Consider the following 17,678-nt stretch of genomic DNA (forward strand, 5'->3'; position numbering starts at 1 on the left):
CGTGCGACGAGGCGCAATGAAGCCCGACTCTCCGCTCTGGAAGGTCATGGGCGACCCGGCCACTCCCGCCGAGGCCGCCGCGCTGGATGCCTTCCGCGAGCTCCTCCCGGATGACGGCATCACCACTGCCTGGGCGAACCTGACCTTCATTAACGATCAGGGGCGCACCGCAGAGGTCGACGTACTCCTGCTGACCACCCAGGGGATGTACCTGGTCGAACTCAAGGGCTGGCACGGCACGATCCGCGGCAACGCCCAGCGCTGGAACCAGGCGCAGCGGAACGTCGAGAACCCACGACTCCTTGCTGACCGCAAGGCCAAGTGGCTGAAGGGTCTCCTTCAAGATCGAGCACCCAACCAAGCAGCGAGAGGGCTGGTACCGCGCATCCACGCCGTCGTCGTCATGCACGGGGAAGGCAGCACCGTCGAGATTGCGGCTCCCGGTGACATCGGAGTGCTGACCCTCGACGGGTACCACGTCACCTCGAAGCCGCGCCTCCTGAAGCTCTCCGACTTCCTCAAACAGCCCCCGCACGACTTCCGCCAATCGATCGACGTCCAGCGAGCACGGCAAGTCCGCACTCTGTGCGACGCCGTCGGATTCGCCCCGACGCCGAAGGTCCGCATGGTCGGCGACTTTGTGGTCGCCGACGACGAGCCCATCGCCCAAGGCAGGGACTGGCAGGACGTACTCGTCAACCTTCCCGCGTTGCCGAACATCAAGCGTCGGCTGCGCCTGTACGACGTCCCCGCAACCGCCTCACCTGCAGACCGCCAGCACATCGAGCAGCTTGCGCAGCGCGAGTTCCAGCTCACCCAGGGGCTGCGCCACGGCGGCATCGCGGTCCCCATCGACTTCAAGCGAACCGACGACGGCCCGGCGCTGGTGTTCGAGCACGACTCTCAAGAGCTCCCGCTCGATGCCTACATCGCCGGGGAGGGTGCCGAGCTCGACCTCGACCAGCGACTCTCGCTGGTACTCAGGCTGGGCGAGATCCTGCGGTTCGCCCACAACGTCCACCTTCGCCACCGGGCGCTGTCGCCGCGCCGTGTATGGGCAACCCCCGTCAAGGACGCGCTGCCCAACCTCACAATCCGTGATTGGTACTTCGCCCAGCGCGACAGCTCGACTCGCAACGTCTCCCGCCTGACCGCGATCAGTGCGGGAGTTGATGACCTCATGGGCGTTGCAGACCAGGACGACTGGCTGTGGCTCGCACCCGAGGCCCGCCACTCCGTCGAAGGACTCCCACCGATACCACTTGACGTTTACGGATTTGGCGTCCTGGCCTACCTCATCCTCACCGGGAAGCCGCCCGCTGAGACCTTTGTCGAGCTGGAGCAACGGCTGTCTGAGGCGGGCGCCCTCGACCCGCGCGCAACGTCGCCAGGCATGCCCGACGACGTGGCCGAAGTCGTCGCCATGGCAACCCGTGCCGTCGAGTCGGAGCGATTGTCGACGATTGAAGAGGCGCTCGAACTCCTCCGACTGACCAGCGATGAGCTTCGTCGTAGGGACCACGCCGAGGACCCAACGCCGGTGGAAGATCCCGTCGACGCGCAGACCGACGATATTGTCGCCGACCGCTTCATCGTCACTAGTCGTCGTGGTGAAGGTTCTAGCGGCGTCGCACTCGGGGTCCATGACACCGACTCTGACGACCCAAGCCGCGAGCTCGTCCTCAAAGTCGCTCGGACGGAGTCCGCCGCGCGCAGGCTCTCGCCGGAAGCCGACGTGCTGAGAGCGCTCGACCACCGCCGGGTGGTGCGCCTTATGGCAGGGCCGCTCGACGTCGGGCACAGACGAGCGCTTCTTCTCAGCGACGCTGGCAAGGAAACGCTTGCTACGCGCCTCTCCAAAGAGGGGCGGGCGACAGTGGGTCAGCTTGAGCAGTATGGAAGCCAGCTGCTGGAAGCAATGATCTACGTGGAGTCGCAAGGTGTCTTTCACCGAGACATCAAGCCGGCCAACCTCGGTATCACGCCAGATCCCGGGACGCGGAAGCCGTCGCTGATTCTCTTCGATTTCTCGCTCGCGAGTGAGAGCGTGGACAACACGTCATCGGGAACGCCGAGTTATCTCGACCCCTATCTCGGCCGTGGTCGCCGACAAAAGTTTGACCGTGCCGCCGAGTTGTGGGCGGTCTCGACCACGCTCTTCGAGATGGCGACGGGACAGCTTCCGTGGTGGGGTGAGGGTGCCGGCCGTCCTGCCGACCCGAGTGACCCGCCGATCATCGAGCCCACAAGCTTCGAGCCAGCCGTGGCGACTCAACTCACGGCCTTCTTCCAACGCGCCCTCCATCCGGACGCAGGAGCCAGGTTCAGCAGCGCCGACGAGCTGGCGGTGGCATGGCAGGGAGTGTTTGCCTCTCTCGACACAGACGACGACAGCGCAGCCGGAAGCGACGACCTCGCGGACGCGGCGACACTCGATACTCCGTTGGAGCGTGCGGGCCTTTCAGCGCGGGCGCTGTCCGCTGTCTCACGTCTTGAGGTGGCGACCGTTGGTCAGCTGCTGGGCGTCCACCCGACCCGGATCAACTCGATTCGCGGCCTCGGTGAGACCTACCGCAAGGAGATCCAAGCAAGGATCCGCGGCTGGCGAGCAAGACTCAGCGGTGGAGGAGAGGTCTCCGCCGATCAGCCCATGGGCACCGAGCGACTCGTATCCCTCCTGCTGGACCAGCTCAAAGGGACTGAGCGGACGGTGATCGAACGTCTTCTGGGCCTGTCAGGCGACGCGGCACCAGGCGAATGGCCGTCCACAGGAGACACAGCTCAATCGCTTCGGATTACTCGCGACCAAGTCGCGAACGCCGTAGACCGAGCGGTCACAACCTGGGGCAAGAACGCCTCGGCGATCGACAGCGTGCGCGCAGAAGCAGCCACGCTCCTTGCCCGCAACGGCCGGGTGATGGCCGTGACGTCCCTCGCGAACGCATTGGTCGCCCAGCGCGGATCACTGCTCGACGGGGAGGACCGGACTCGCCATGGATCGGCCCTCCTGCGTTTGAGCTATGAGCTCGATGCGCGCATGCCCGAGCCAGCATTGGAACTCAGGCGAGTCATCGGAAAACGTGCCAATGTCATCGCCCTGCGTGAAACTGCGGACCCTGACGACTTAAGGCAAGAATTTCCACCAGCCGACATCCTGACCGAGACGGCTATCGAGTTAGGGCGTCGCGCCGATGAACTCGTTGCGACCGGGATCGTGCCGTTCGCAACCGCACACGCAGACCTCACTGACGTCGTGAACGAGGCCGGGGCGTCTCCGCTCATCGGCCTGACTGGGCGGCAACTCTTGACACTCGCCGCAGCAGTTTCGACGAAGGCGGTCGTGTCGGGATTCGACGAGCTGTACCCGCTAGACCTCGACCCACAGCAGGCAGTGGAGCGTGCGCTACGTGGCAAGCCTGGCCGGCGGATCAGTGAGTCCAATGTTCGTCGCACTGTGGCTGCACGTTTCCCACAGGTCGAGCTTCCCGCCGCGTCGCACCGACTCGACGCTCTCGTCTCCGCGGTCCTGCCCGGGGTGGTGAACCGCAACGGCGTCTACGAGCTGGCGTCCGAGGTGCGTTCCAGCACACATACAGCCTCAAGCCTCACTGTCTTCGCGCCGGTCGCTGTCGCCGAGGCGGCGGCAAAGCTCAAGGAGTCGCTCTCGCGAAACGGCGCCCTTACGTTGACCACACCGCCCAAGCGATACGTAAAGGCGGCACACGAACTACCGAAGCGGTACGGCGTCGAAGTTCTTGATGTCGCGTCACTGGTCGTGACCGCGACACGCGCACTCGCCAGGGAGCACGGGGCAAGTTGGGAGTTCGTCCTCGGCGTCGACGCTGAAAAGCGGGGCGGCGCGGAGTGGTCGAATCTCGTGGGCTTTGTCCAGCAAGCTGTGACACCAGTGTGGGAGGAAAGACTCGCAAGCGACATCCCGTTGCTCATTGTCCACGCGGGCCCCCTTGTCCGATACGGGATGGCAGGGCTTCTCTCAACCCTTCTCGACGTCGGCACGCCGCGACCCGCTGCCCGGTGGCTGCTGGTCGCCAAGCAGGGCAACCAGGCTGTCCCGCTGATGGAAGGCAAGCCCGTGCCACTCGGACCGAGCGGCTGGATAGAGCTGCCCGCCGACCTCTCGCTTCTCACCGAGCCCTCAATTACTAGCAGTACTCCGGGAGTTCAATCATGATCAACTCGTCCGCCCTGCTGGCCGACCTCAAGGGGCAGCTGAGAGTCCTTCAGGCTGACCTGAAACAAGGGGCGGAGGACTCGTCAAGTGCGTGGGGCACGCGTTTGAAGGAAGAGCACGCCGAGGCGTTGCGCCGGGAGCGCACTGGCTTGTCTTGGGTGGACTGGCGTGACAACGAGGTTGACCAGGCTGCTGTCGCGTGGATTATCGCCACGACCTTCCTGCGCTTCTGCGAAGACAACGACCTACTTGCGGGAGCCAAGATCGACGGTCTACCGACCGCAGTCGGTTGGATCGCCGGCCCTGGCGACCGAGTGCAACGTGCTGAGGAGAACCTCACCGCGTACTTTCGCGACAATCCCACCCATAACCGTCGCCACTGGCTTCAGCAGGGTTTCGCCGTGCTCGCTGCCCAGCCCGCCGGTGCTGCGCTGGTCGACCCGAAGCACAATCCGGTGTGGAAGGCCGAGATCAACCCGGAGGTGGCGACCGCGCTGATCACGTTCTGGCGTCGCACCAACGACGACGGCATCCTTATTCACGACTTCACCGACCCCAACCTGCAGACCCGCTTCCTCGGCGACCTCTACCAAGACCTTTCCGAGCACGCCAAGAAGACCTACGCACTGCTGCAAACGCCGGTGTTTGTCGAGGAGTTCATCCTCGACCAGACGTTGACCCCGGCGGTTGCGGAGTTCGGACTCGACGGGCTCAAGTTGATCGACCCCGCTTGCGGGTCTGGGCACTTCCTGCTCGGCGCGTTCGAGCGACTCAACCAGGCGTGGCTCGAAGCTGCGCCGGGACTTGACGCCAAGGAACGCGTGCGCCGCGCGATGGCGTCGATCTACGGAGTCGACATCAACCCGTTCGCTGTCGCGATCGCGCGATTCCGACTCACTGTCGCTGGTTTGAATGCGGCCGGAGAGCATTCGCTCGTCGGAGTTCCGGTGCTTGGATTCCACCTCGCGATCGGCGATTCGCTGCTCGGGGAGTGGGGCGGTGTGCCTGCCGCGCTTGACTTGTTCGAGGAAGACGATGAGAAGCAGACCTACCTGTACGACACCGAGGACTTGACTGACTATTTGGGCATTCTCCAACCGGGTCAGTACCACGTGGTGGTTGGGAATCCTCCATATATCAACGTAGCTGATCCGCTGCTCAGCGATCTCTACCGATCGGTCTACGACACCGCGTACCGCGAGTATGCGCTGTCTGCACCGTTTTCCGAATTACTTTTCCGGCTTGCAATACGCGGACACCAAGGCCAAGGCGCAGGGTACGTGGGTCAGATCACGTCAAACTCGTTCATGAAACGCGAGTTCGGAAAAAAGCTAATTGAGGAGTTTTTCGGTGGGAGCAACCCAACAAATCCTGTCGATCTAACCAGAGTTGTAGACACCTCCGGTGCTCACATCCCCGGGCACGGGACGCCGACGGTCATCCTTATTGGGCGGCGACGCCGGCCGGTTAGCCCCACAGTTCCAGTAGTCCTGCGAGTGAGAGGGGAGCCGGGCCTACCGAGGGACGCAGCCAAGGGACTTGCTTGGACTGAGATTGCCGAGAATTTTAACAAACCCGGTTATGAGGGCCGATATGTCTCGGTTATGGCGTTCGATCGCGAGCGACTGGGAACCTCCCCGTGGACCCTAAGCGGGGGGGTGCCCTTCGAGCATTTGGAGTCAACTTCGACGAGGCGCCTCGTCTCTGTCGCTGCGACTTTCGGTTACACAGGCCAGACAAACGCGGATAGCGCGTTCATCGCGTCGGCCGGCGACTTCGCCCGCGCACAAGTCGAGGAACGGCTATTACGGGATTATGTGGTAGGCGAGGACGTCCGCAACTTTGGAATCGGTGTCGGGAGCGCCGCGATATTTCCTTACCTTGACGGGGCTTTGGTCGCCATCGACAAACATCCTAGTCTGTACAGGTGGCTTTGGCGGCTCCGTGCATCTACTTGGGCGCGGAGGACCTTCTCTAAACGCACCTATAAGGCCGAGCGCCGTACCTGGTGGGAGTGGCACCAGGTTGCCCTAAACCGCGTTGGGGGGCTATCGATCACGTCTGCCTTTGTTGCGACGCACAACCATTTCGCACTGGATCGAAAGGGGCGGATTTTCAATCGTTCGGCGCCAACGATTTGGCTTGCCGAGGGCGCGCCTCTTGACCAGCATCTGGAGCTGCTGGGGCTGCTAAATAGTTCCACCGCTTGCTTTTGGCTTAAGCAGGTGTGCCACAACAAAGGCAATGGTGGGATCGGCGGGGGAATTGGCGATGAGGATTGGGAGCCGCGGTACGAATTCACTGGTACCAAGCTCGCACAGTTTCCGCTGCCCACGATTCTTCCGCGCGCGCGCGGGCGCGTGTTGGACTCTTTAGCCAACGAACTCGGTGCGACCGCTCCGTCTCAGGTCGTGGCGGACTGGGGTGAATCGTGCAATAGGGAGCTCGCCCAGTTGCTCACCGATGCGGAGGCAACTTCCTCGCGCCTCCAGCGCCGCCTGATCTTCGAGCAGGAGGAGCTGGACTGGGAGGTCTACAGAATGTACGGCCTCGTTGATAGCGACTTGACCTACTCAGGCCAGAGCATCGAGGAGATTGCGCTCGGCCAGCGCGCGTTCGAGATCGCTTTGGCCAGAAGAGTGGCGGTAGGTGAAGAGGAGACGGCGTGGTTCGACAGGCACCGGTCGGTGCCGACGACAGAGATTCCGTCAGAATGGCCGGAAGACTATGCCGACCTGGTGCAGAGGCGTCTCAATCTAATCGAGACCGACCGACACATGGAATTGCTGGAGCGCCCAGAGTTCAAAAGGCGATGGGCGCTTGCGCTCTGGGGCGACCAACTCACGTCTGCATTGCGCGACGCGATTCTGGCCCGATTAGAATTGCCGGCGCTGTGGCAAGACGCCGGTGGGCCTATAAATCGGTCGGCGGCTGAGCTCGCAGATGAGCTTCGCAAAGATGCGCTCGTCAAAGAGCTCGCGGCGGCACTTACCGGGAGCCGTGAGCCTGAATTAACTGCCCTAATCGAGCGGCTCGCTTCCGACGAGGCAGTGCCGTTCCTTGCCGCGCACCGATATAAGCCGTCAGGGGTGGAGAAGTTCCGCTCATGGCAGGCCGTGTGGGAGCTGCAACGGCGTGAGGACGCTGGCGAGAAGGTCGACGTGCACGTGCCGCCAAAGTACGCACAGGCCGACTTTCGAAAGACGACGTACTGGAAGGCCCGAGGCAAGCTCGACGTGCCGAAGGAGCGCTTCATCTCGTACCCCGGCGTGGCGCGCGAAGGCGACTCGACACCGGTGCTCGGCTGGGCCGGTTGGTCCCATCGTGATCAGGCGCTCGCTCTAGCCCGCGAGATTCCCGGCCAGCAGGCGCTCGGTGCCGATGACGAAGCGCTGGTGCCGCTGGTGGCGGGGCTGGTGGAGCTGGAACCGTGGTTGGCGCAGTGGCATTCGGAGATCGAGCCCCAGTTCGGCGCCAGCCCAGCCTCGGTAATTTCAGGTGTCGTCGACCAGTATCTTGCCCGAATGGAGAAGACACGCGACCAGGTGACGGCATGGACGCCACCGGTCGCGACCAGGGGACGGAGGCCCTCGCGATGACTGACTTGTCTTTGCCGTTGCGGGATGCGATTGACATTCCGGAGTCCGTCCATGACGACGACTTCGTCCTACAGATTCATCGCGCTCAAGAGGCTGCGTCTCAAACACTGGCCGACTACGTGGTCACCGAATCAATCGCCGAAGCGTTTGACAAGGGCCTGACGTTAGTCGAGGCCACCCTGTCGAGCGGATCGTCCAAGGGCGCGTTCATCCACGGTTCCTTTGGTTCCGGTAAGTCGCATTACATGGCGGTGATGCACCTGCTGCTTTCCCGCAACCCACAGGCAAAGGCTCTACCCGGACTCCAAGCCGCGGTCGCCAGGCATGAGGCTCTACTCAGCCGCAATCTGCTTGCGATCGACTACCACCTCATCGGGGCGGAGTCCTTCGAGTCGGCACTCTTCGGTGGCTACCTCGCCACGATGAAGAGGCGGCACCCACAGGCGGCCGCGCCCGTCCTGCACCGCTCGGATTCGTTGTTCGAGAACGCAGACCAGCTGCGGTCACAGCTCGGAGACGAGCAATTCTTTGCCCGGTTCGAGGCGAGCGGCTCCGCTTCATCTGGCTGGGGCACGTTTGCCACCACGTTGAATCCAGAGTTATATAACGCTGCCCGAATTAAGCCGGCAAGCGACGCCGACCGGCAGCGGGTAGTCGCCGATCTCGTTCGCACATACTTCCCGGCCTTCGAGAACACCGGTACCTGGCTAGACATGACCGATGGCCTCCGGGCGATGACCGAGCACGCCAAGGGCCTCGGTTACGACGGAGTCGTGCTCTTCCTCGACGAGCTTGTGCTCTGGTTGGCAAATCACCTGCGCGACACCGCCTTTATCCAGACCGAAACCTCCAAGGTCGCCAAGCTCGTCGAGACCGGCATGGGCACATTGCCGATTCCGTTGGCGTCCTTCGTCGCTCGTCAGCGAAACCTCAAGGACTTCCTCGGCGGAGGGGCCGTCGGAGCCGAACAGGTCGCACTCGATGACTCCTTCCAGTGGTGGGAGGGCCGGTTCGAGAAGATCACCCTTGCTGCGGCCAATCTTCCCCAGATCGTCAACAAGCGCCTGCTGCAGCCGACCGGTGAAACTGGTCGTGATGCACTCGCTTCGGCAGTGGCTCGGGTGCGCACGAACCCGGTAGCCTTCAAGCACTTGCTTACCGACGAAGCTGGCTCGGCCGCAGTCGATTTCGAGCAGGTGTACCCGTTCACGCCTGCGCTGGTAGACGCAATGGTTGCGCTCTCGTCGATCATGCAGCGCGAACGCACAGCACTGAAGATCATGAGCGAGCTGCTGTCCCGAGGCCGGGACGAGTTGACTGTCGGTGACGTCATCCCTGTCGGTGACCTCTTCGACGTGGTTGTGCTCGGCGATGCTGAGCCACTGACCGATGACATGAAGAACCTGTTCCGTGCAGCACGTACCTTCTACACACGGAAGATGCGCCCGTACCTCCTGAATCGGCACGGCCTTGTCGAAGATGAAGCGAAGGGGCTGACACGTAACCATGCGTTCCGTCGTGACGACCGGCTCGCCAAGACACTGCTCGTTGCGGCCATCGCACCCGGCGCAGCCTCGCTGAAGGACCTCACAGCCTCGAAGTTGGCGGCTCTCAACTTCGGCACGGTTGTGTCGATGGTTCCTGGCCAGGAAGCGGTCCAGGTCGTCACTCTTGCACGAGACTGGTCGGGGGAGTTTGGTGAAGTCGCCGTCGGGCCCCAGGCAGGCGACCCCGTCATAACCCTGCAACTGTCGGGTGTCGACTACGACTCGGTCCTCGTCCATGTCCAGAACGAGGACACCCACGAGAACCGCCGCGGCCTGCTGCGGCGCCTGCTCGCCGAGCAGATCGGAGCGTCCCCGACGGGCGCGTTGGGTAGCGAATACTCATTAACCCACGTATGGCGGGGGCAGAAACGGGAAGTCGACGTCGTTTTCGGCAACGTTCGTGATGCCCGCGCCCTTCCAGATGCGGCGCTCACCGCAACGGACGGTCGGTGGAAACTCGTCGTCGACTTCCCATTCGACGACGCCGGACACCCGCCGTCTGACGACGTACTCCGCCTCGTGCAACTCAAACAGGATGGTCGCGTGAGCGACACGATCGCCTGGTTGCCACACTTTTTGACCGCCACCCGCATGGATGACATCGGCAAGCTCGTCGTGCTCGACTACCTGCTCACCGGCGCGCGGTTCGACCAATACTCGACGTCTCTACCGGTCAACGACCGAGAACCAGCGCGTAGGCAGCTCGCCAACCAACGAGACTCGCTGCGCGACCAGATTGTGCTCGCATTGCGCCAGGCCTATGGCATCGACGCAGCAAGTGACGACTACCTCGGCGAGCGAGTTCCGGAAGGGAACACATTCGTCACCCTCGCGCCGGACTACGACCCGCGGAAGCCCTCGTCACCTTCCTTTTCCGACGCTATTGTCGCGGTCCTCAACGGCGGTCTTGATGCGCGTTTCCCATCGCACCCCGACGTCGATCGCGGCACAGATGAGGTCCGGCGCGCTGAGTTCACCGCGGTGCTCGAGCTGGCGCGTGAGGCGATGGCTAAGGGCGGGCGCATCGACACCGTGGACAGGAACACCGCGGGCAAGGTGCGCCGGGTGGTCGATGCCTACGGGGTTGGCACTCTCAGTGAAGTCACCTACGTGCTGGATACGGCGCACTTCGCGCGGCACGACGATTTCACGAAGGCCCTTGCTGGTGGCGACCAGACGGTCGGCACGTTGCGAGGCGCGCTTGCACACTTCGGCATGACAACCGATGCTCAGGATCTGTTGATTCTCGCGTGGGTGGCGCTCACCGATAGGCAACTCCTCCGCTACGGTTCGCCGGCAGGCTCGCCCGGCATCGGCGGATTGGCGAATGACATCACCCTTCAGGAGCCCATTCTTCCGAGCCAAGAAGATTGGACCAACGCGCTTACCCGGGTCAAAGCCATCTTCGGTCTCGGGGCCAATGAGTACCACCTCTCCAGCGGCGCTGTGCAGCGACTCGGCGATGAGTTGATGGAGAAGTTGCGCCAGCTCGATCGAGGTGCGACGGATCTTGTCGGTGCACTTGAAGCGCACAGTGACATTCTCGGGCTCGGGGACGTGAGCCCGCGACTTGCCACCGCCCGCCGCGCTCGGGACCTTGTCGAGGCACTGCGCGATGTCGACCACGTCGGTCGGGTTCGGGTAGTAGCCGAATTCGACCTTCCTAATGAACTGCAACCCGTTGCCAGGTCACTTTCCTCTGCTCCCGACGTGACGGCGGCTCTTCAAGGGGCCAACTGGCAGCTGCTCGATCAACTGCCCAACTTGGCGGGTGAACGATCGGCCGCCGCGCTTGCGGCGTTACGGGCTGCGGCCGACGCCGATCAGATGCATGTCGAACTGGCTCCCGCGCTTACCGCAGCGGCCCACGAGGTCACCCAGATTCTCGTCGAGCTGCGTGGCAAGGAAGCGCGGTCCGACGACAAGTCCGCAGCCGAGCAGGAACGGGTGCGTCGTGAGCAAGAGAACCAACGTCTCCGCGAGCAGGAAGAGGAACTAAAGCGGCGCGAGCAGGAGGCTGCCGACCGCGAGCGGCGGCTGCGTGAACAAGAGGAGGAGTTCCGCCGCCTGCGAGAGGAGGCAAAGCGCGACGATGACGTACGCGCGAAGCAGGAACACACGCTCGAAGTCGAAGATGAGTCGCAGGTTGAAGTTCTCCTCCTGAAGCTGACTGAAGAACTCAGCCGACCGGTCGAGGGCAAGAAGCTAAGGGTCGACTGGCGATGGTTCTGAGCAATCAGCTTCGCACCGTCAGCGTTTCGCCAGCGATGGTGCGGCAACGCGCAGCAGACCTGGTCAACTCGGACGCGCAGATCCTTCTGCTTCGTGCTCGCCCCGAGTGGAGACACGGAGACGTCACGGTCGGGGACACGGCCGTTCGCATACTGCCCGGCATGTCCCAGCTAGCAGTTCTCGACATCCTCGACTCGCTGGCAGCCGACGAGCGCGCCATCGTCCTCACCGATCGCACAGCCGATGACCTCGGAGACGCAGTACTTTCTCGTGCCTACAAGCAGGAAATCGAACTGCCGGACGAGTGGCGGGCCGTGCCACGGCTTTTCCCGGGGGCATCCGAGGTCGGCAGCGATCTTCGTCGATTGGGCTGGGCTGCAACAGCGTTGCTCGACCATCAGCCATCCGGCGGATGGCCGCGATCGGTAGAGCCTGCGCTCACCGCGCGCCACGCGATCGGCGCTCTCCTCGCGCATGTCCTCGGGCTTGGTCCTGACGCTCAGCTCGACGGCGTTGTGCTGCTCACGGCTCTAGGAAGGCGTAACGTACGTGCTGCCTGGGCCGCGGTTGATGAGCAGTTGAGGCGACATCTGATTGATTGGGCTGCAACAGAGTTAGGCGATCCTGCTGCTCTTACCTTGCAGATCGCTCAGCGCAACGAGCATGTGACTCCACTTGCCGTCGGCCTCGCATTGGACGTCTTGTGGCCGGAGGACGGCGCTCCCCCCACTGAGGCGCAGGTTTCCGCACGGGTACGGGTCGAGCGCTTCGTTGACGGGAAAGCGGTGCCTGTCGATGGCGCGAAAGCCCTTGCGCGACTGACCAAGGCGGCGGTGCTACGTCTTGAGGTGGACGACTCACCGGAACTGGGTGTCGCGCTACAGCAGGCGGAAGCACTGCTTGGTGATCTTGCCTGGACTGAGGGTGCTGAGCAGTCGGTTGTCCTGCATCCCGGTTACCTGGCCCGCGTTCGTGCGCTTGCTTCAGCACTGACTTCCGGAAACGACGTCGAGGGTGCCCTTGTTCGCGTCCATGAACACCGCGACGCAGATTCCTCGCAAGCTCCGACGATGGCTGTGCGCCTTCACCGTTGGCTCGCCATCACCGAGGAGACCACAATTTCACTCGGCGGAGATCTTCAACGGCAAATGAACGACGGCGCATGGGTCGACGCCGCCATCGGAGCCGTGTGGCACGGCTCTGCTGATCCGATCGTCGCCGAGGCGTACCAACAACACCTCGATAGGGTGCACGTTCGGCGGAAGCAGCGTGACCGCGTTGCTGCGTCGAGACTTGACCAAGTCAACGGGTCAGATGGCCAACGCGCGATCGGCGTGGAGCGGCTGCTGGCCGAGATCGTCGATCCCTGGCGACGCAAGTCTCGTGCACTTCTCGTCGTGCTGGACGGAATGAGTAGTGCTATCGCCACAGCAATCGCATCCGAGGTCGCCCGGTTGGGTCTTGTCGAGTGGGTTCCTACGTCAACGCACGCTCGGCAGTCGGTCGTCGCGGCATTGCCGTCGCTTACCAACGTCTCTCGAACATCGCTGTTCAGTGGCGAGATCCGCTCCGGTACAGGTGAGGACGAAAAGCGTGGACTGGCCAGGGCATTCCCTGGCGCAAAGCTCTTTCATAAGAACGACCTACGATCCGAAGGTGGTGCATCACTACCCGGCGATGTGATGGCCGCGATCCAGGACACCGCAGTGCCTGTTGTCGGAGTGGTGATCAACGCGATCGACGACGCGACCCACAAGAACGACATGTCAGCGTGGGATTGGGATCTGCGTTCGCTTGATCCGCTGCGGGCACTTCTGGAGGCCGCCATCTCCGCTCGCCGCACAGTCATTATGACGTCCGATCACGGCCACATCGTCGAGCGAGAAACAGAGGCGCTGAGCGTCAGTGGCGCCGAGTCACGTTGGCGTCCGGCATCAACCGGCCCAGCGGGCGATGGCGAAGTTCTCGTGTCTGGTTCGCGAGTCGTCGCACCGGGCAGCGAAGCGGTACTGCTTTGGCGTGGCGACGCACACTATGGCCCTCGGCACGCGGGCTACCACGGAGGTGCCAGCCTCGCGGAGTTGACGATTCCCGTACTCGTGTTTCAACCGGCAGCCGTCACGATTGGCGCTGCGGGGTGGGAGCCTGCCGCACCGCAAGTCCCCTTGTGGTGGAACGACCCGATCGGCCGCACCCCATCCATCGAGACACCGCCGACAGCCACCAGGCAGCCCAAGAAGACGAAAAAGCCGGAACAGGCGGGTCAGAGTGATGGCCTGTTTGAACTCGATGAGCCGCCCCCGCCGCCGGCAGCTCCTGCAGGACTGGTCGAAGCGGTGCTTGCATCCGCGGCGTACTCCGAGCAGAAGCGGATGGCTGGTCGGCGGGCGCTGGATGACCGGACCACCGAGGCGGTGTTGCGCGCATTGGTGGATCGTGGTGGTCGTGCACACCAAGACACGATCGCCGCTGCGGCCGGCATCCCCACCGCCGATGTTGGACAGGTCTTTGCGGCTGTTCGCCGGTTGCTCAACGTCGACGGATACGGCGTCATTGAGCTCGACACCGATGGCGTCACGCTACGGCTCGACGAACGCCTTCTCCGCGAACAGTTCTCGATCGAAGGTGCGCGATGACCGAGGTGCCGGGCAGCATCAGCCCCCGCCGCCGCAAGGACATCATCGACGCACTGCGACGCGGCACCGTGCCCCAACAGGGCCTCGACGTGCTTGCCGTCGGCTTGGCTCGCTTTGAGGACACCGTTGACGAAGAGTTGCAGACCGTCTCCGGTGGAGGCGCCGTATTCAAGGCCGTCCGTGGCGAGTACGGCTCTGGTAAGACCTTTTTCTCCCGATGGCTCACCGAGCGAGCCAAGCGAGCAGGGTTCGCAACCACCGAAGTGCAGATCAGCGAGACAGAAACACCTCTGCACAAACTGGAGACGGTGTACCGGCGCATCACTGAGAACCTCTCCACCCCGACCACCCAGTCGGGTGCCCTCCGAGACGTGGTTGACGGCTGGTTCTACATTCTCGACCACGACGCCAAGGATGGAGCCACCTCAATACCAACAGGCTCAGAAGGAACGCTCGACCTCCTTCAACGTCGACTGTCCGATGTTTCGAAGGAGGCGCCGGCCTTTGCGGCTGTGCTGCGGCAGTACCGGCTGGCGCAGACGGCGGGGGACTCTGCGGAGGCCGATGGACTGTTAGCGTGGCTCGGTGGTCAGCCTCACGTAGCGGCGTCGGTGAAGCGTTCCGCTGGAGTTCGTGGCGACCTCGACCACTTCGGCGCACTCGGCTTCCTGCAGGGGCTGCTCACCGTCCTTCGCGATTCGGACTACGCAGGACTCGTCGTCGTCTTCGATGAAGTTGAGACGTTGCAACGCATGAGAAGCGATGTCCGAGAGAAGTCGCTGAATGCTCTTCGTCAGCTCATGGATGAAATCGACGGAGGTCGATTCCCGGGCCTGTATCTCCTTCTCACCGGCACCCCCGCGTTCTTCGACGGGCAGCAAGGCGTGCAGCGTCTTCCGCCGCTGGCCCAACGCCTTCAGACTGACTTCACTACGGACGCGCGCTTCGATAACCCGCGCGCCACGCAGATCCGCCTCACCGGATTCACGCCCGAGTCGCTGTTGGAGCTAGGCAGCCGCGTTCGTGACATCTACGCGACCGGAGCCAAAGATCCTGAGCGCGTTAGGAACGTCGTCGACGACGGTTACCTGCGAGACCTCGCAGCCGCCGTTGGAGGTGAGTTGGGCGGGCGAACCGGAATTGCGCCACGACTCTTCTTGAAGAAACTGGTCTCCGACGTCCTCGACCGCGTGGACCTCTTCGAGGACTTCAACCCTCGCCGCGATTACCACCTCACGGTCAGCGCCGACGAGATGACGCCAACGGAGCGAGAAGCGCATGCCCGGAGCAACCGCGTTCCGGCGGAGAGCGTCGACGAAATCGAGTTGGACATCTAGCCGATGTCGGCTCCCACTGGCCTCGACGCCGCCATCGAATACCACATCGTCAACTCACTGGGGTGGCCCGCACTCAGACCGCTGCAGGCCGCCTCGGTCCAGCCGGTGAGGTCAGGTTCCGATTGTGTCCTCGTCGCACCCACAGCAGGGGGCAAGACCGAAGCCGCCGTATTCCCGCTCCTTTCCGAGATGGTCGAAGGCAACTGGTCAGGCGCGACCATCCTCTATGTCACTCCACTTCGTGCTCTCCTGAACAACCTCCACGCTCGCGTGAGCACCTATTGCTCCTGGCTCGGCCGCACGGCGGGGTTGTGGCACGGCGACGTGGGGCAATCTGAGCGTCGCAGGATGCTCGCTGATCGACCGGACATTCTTCTCACGACCCCGGAATCCATTGAGGCCATGCTCGTGTCACGACGAGTCGATCACGAGCGGTTCCTGGGGTCAGTCCGAGCCGTCGTGGTCGACGAGCTTCACGCGTTCGCTGGATCCGACCGGGGCTGGCACCTACTCGCCGTGCTGGAACGAGTCGAACGGATCGCCGGCCGCAAGATCCAGCGCGTGGGTCTTTCGGCAACCGTAGGTAATCCGGAAACGGTTGGCACGTGGATGCAAGGCTCGACCGAGGGGCGGACACCGGTCGTGGTGGTGCGAGAGGACTCGTCGCCGGCACTGAGCCCGGAAATCACCGTCGACTACGTCGGGAGCATGGACAACGCTGCCACGGTCATATCCCGGCTCCATCGAGGCGAGAAGCGACTGGTGTTCGCCGAATCACGCCGTTCCGCTGAGGAACTCGCCTTCCTCCTGCGCGAGCGCGGCGTTCAGACCTTCGTGTCCCACTCATCGCTCTCCGCCGACGAGAGGCGACAAAGCGAACGGGCGTTCGCCGAGGCCAAGGACACAGTGATTGTTGCGACATCGACGCTTGAGCTCGGTATCGACATTGGCGACCTCGATCGCGTCATCCAGATCGACGCGCCGCACACCGTCTCCTCGTTCCTGCAACGACTGGGCCGCACTGGCCGGCGACCGGGCACGAGCCGCAACACTCTGTTCCTCGCCACCAGCCTCGACGGACTACTTGACGCTGCCGCCGTGCTGCTCCTGTGGAAACGCGGCTTCGTCGAAGATGTCGTTGCTCCACCACACCCGAGACACCTTGCTGCCCAACAACTTCTGGCGTTGGCCCTTCAAGAAGGATCGTTCGGCACATCGGACTGGCCGCGGTGGTGGGGGGACCTTCCGCTCATGGCGGATGGCGCGGAGGTCCTCGCTTATCTGCGCGCACAAGAGTTCCTCGTTGAAGACTCAGGGTTACTGATGATCGGCCCGCGCGCGGAGAAGGAGTTCGGCAAGCGACACTTCATGGATCTACTTTCGACGTTCATTGCCGATCTTGAGCTGCGGGTCGTGGCCGGCGTCAAGGAGATCGGATTCGTCTCCCCACTGGCCCTCCCGGCCCGGCCGGACCGCGAACAACGACCCCTCGTTCTCGGAGGCCGCGGCTGGTTCGTGCAATACGTCGACTGGGAGCGCTTCACCGTATGGGTTGAGGAGGTTCCAACCAAGGGCGATGTGAAGTGGCCGTCAGGTGCAGTCGCGCAATCGTTCGAGGTATGCCAGGCGAAGAGGAAGGTGCTGCTTGGGGCGGAGCCTGACGTCGAGTTGTCCAAACGTGTTGCAGGAGCGCTGACGCGCCTTCGTGAAGAGCGCGCCACGGAGGTCGAGAACAACGGCCTTGTGATGCATCCGCGCGGTGTGGGAGGTACGCGACTGTGGACCTGGGCCGGCCTGAAGGCGAACGCCACACTTCTCGCAGGGCTGGGTATTGAGGCGAGTGGTGTGGAGAACGAGAGCGTCGTTCTTCCAGAAGGCATCAGGGGAACTGATGTGAAGGCTGCGGACCCGGACGCCGTTCCGCGCGTCGATGACGAAGCGATCTCGGGGCTCAAGTTCTCCGTAGCGCTGCCGCCGAATCTGGCTGTCAGGACTCTTGGTGAGCGGCTGGCTGATCCGCGTGGCGCTGGGGAGACTGCCAAAGCGCGCATTGTCCGGTATCGCGCAGGGTGACGTGGTGCCTGGGGGAGAACAATCACTCCGTGCGGACGGTCGCGATACCAGCCGAGGTGAAA

General features: G+C 63.3%; 6 protein-coding genes. All 6 read left to right on the plus strand.

Annotated elements, in window-relative coordinates; genetic code table 11:
- Nucleotides 1-16: 16 nt before the first annotated feature.
- Genes pglW through C6A86_RS08770 form a run of 6 tightly spaced genes read left to right on the plus strand, consistent with a single transcriptional unit; the run spans nucleotide 17 to nucleotide 17,616 of the window.
- Entirely contained in the window at nucleotides 17-4,192 is a 4,176-nt protein-coding gene (gene pglW, locus C6A86_RS08745; RefSeq protein WP_142407086.1) for a BREX system serine/threonine kinase PglW, read from the plus strand.
- The gene (gene pglX, locus C6A86_RS08750) at nucleotides 4,189-7,791 is read left to right on the plus strand and encodes a BREX-2 system adenine-specific DNA-methyltransferase PglX (RefSeq protein ID WP_105365950.1); all 3,603 of its coding nucleotides are present in this window, start codon (nucleotides 4,189-4,191) and stop codon (nucleotides 7,789-7,791) included. Before pglW ends, pglX begins: the two co-directional genes overlap by 4 nt.
- A complete protein-coding gene (locus C6A86_RS08755) occupies nucleotides 7,746-11,570 on the plus strand; it encodes a DUF6079 family protein (RefSeq protein WP_105365951.1) in 3,825 nt (1,274 codons plus the stop codon). Before pglX ends, C6A86_RS08755 begins: the two co-directional genes overlap by 46 nt.
- A gap of 35 nt (nucleotides 11,571-11,605) precedes the next feature.
- Nucleotides 11,606-14,206 (plus strand): BREX-2 system phosphatase PglZ, encoded by a 2,601-nt coding sequence (gene pglZ, locus C6A86_RS08760; RefSeq protein ID WP_311101214.1) that lies wholly within the window; start codon nucleotides 11,606-11,608, stop codon nucleotides 14,204-14,206.
- On the plus strand, nucleotides 14,203-15,543 hold the full coding sequence (gene brxD, locus C6A86_RS08765) for a BREX system ATP-binding protein BrxD (protein ID WP_105365953.1): 1,341 nt from the start codon (nucleotides 14,203-14,205) through the stop codon (nucleotides 15,541-15,543). The genes pglZ and brxD overlap by 4 nt, the downstream gene beginning before the upstream one ends.
- 3 nt (nucleotides 15,544-15,546) lie before the next feature.
- Complete coding sequence (locus C6A86_RS08770; protein WP_105365954.1) at nucleotides 15,547-17,616, plus strand: DEAD/DEAH box helicase; 2,070 nt, start codon at nucleotides 15,547-15,549, stop codon at nucleotides 17,614-17,616.
- Nucleotides 17,617-17,678 lie beyond the last annotated feature (62 nt).

The organism is Mycobacterium sp. ITM-2016-00316 (genome assembly GCF_002968335.2).
Taxonomy (GTDB): Bacteria; Actinomycetota; Actinomycetes; order Mycobacteriales; family Mycobacteriaceae; genus Mycobacterium.

Excerpts from the sequence above, each read along its gene's own strand:
- pglW (WP_142407086.1), top strand. The coding sequence starts at position 17 with ATGAAGCCCGACTCTCCGCTCTGGAAGGTCATGGGCGACCCGGCCACT.
- pglX (WP_105365950.1), top strand. The coding sequence starts at position 4,189 with ATGATCAACTCGTCCGCCCTGCTGGCCGACCTCAAGGGGCAGCTGAGA.
- C6A86_RS08755 (WP_105365951.1), top strand. The coding sequence starts at position 7,746 with ATGGACGCCACCGGTCGCGACCAGGGGACGGAGGCCCTCGCGATGACT.
- pglZ (WP_311101214.1), top strand. The coding sequence starts at position 11,606 with ATGGTGCGGCAACGCGCAGCAGACCTGGTCAACTCGGACGCGCAGATC.
- brxD (WP_105365953.1), top strand. The coding sequence starts at position 14,203 with ATGACCGAGGTGCCGGGCAGCATCAGCCCCCGCCGCCGCAAGGACATC.
- C6A86_RS08770 (WP_105365954.1), top strand. The coding sequence starts at position 15,547 with ATGTCGGCTCCCACTGGCCTCGACGCCGCCATCGAATACCACATCGTC.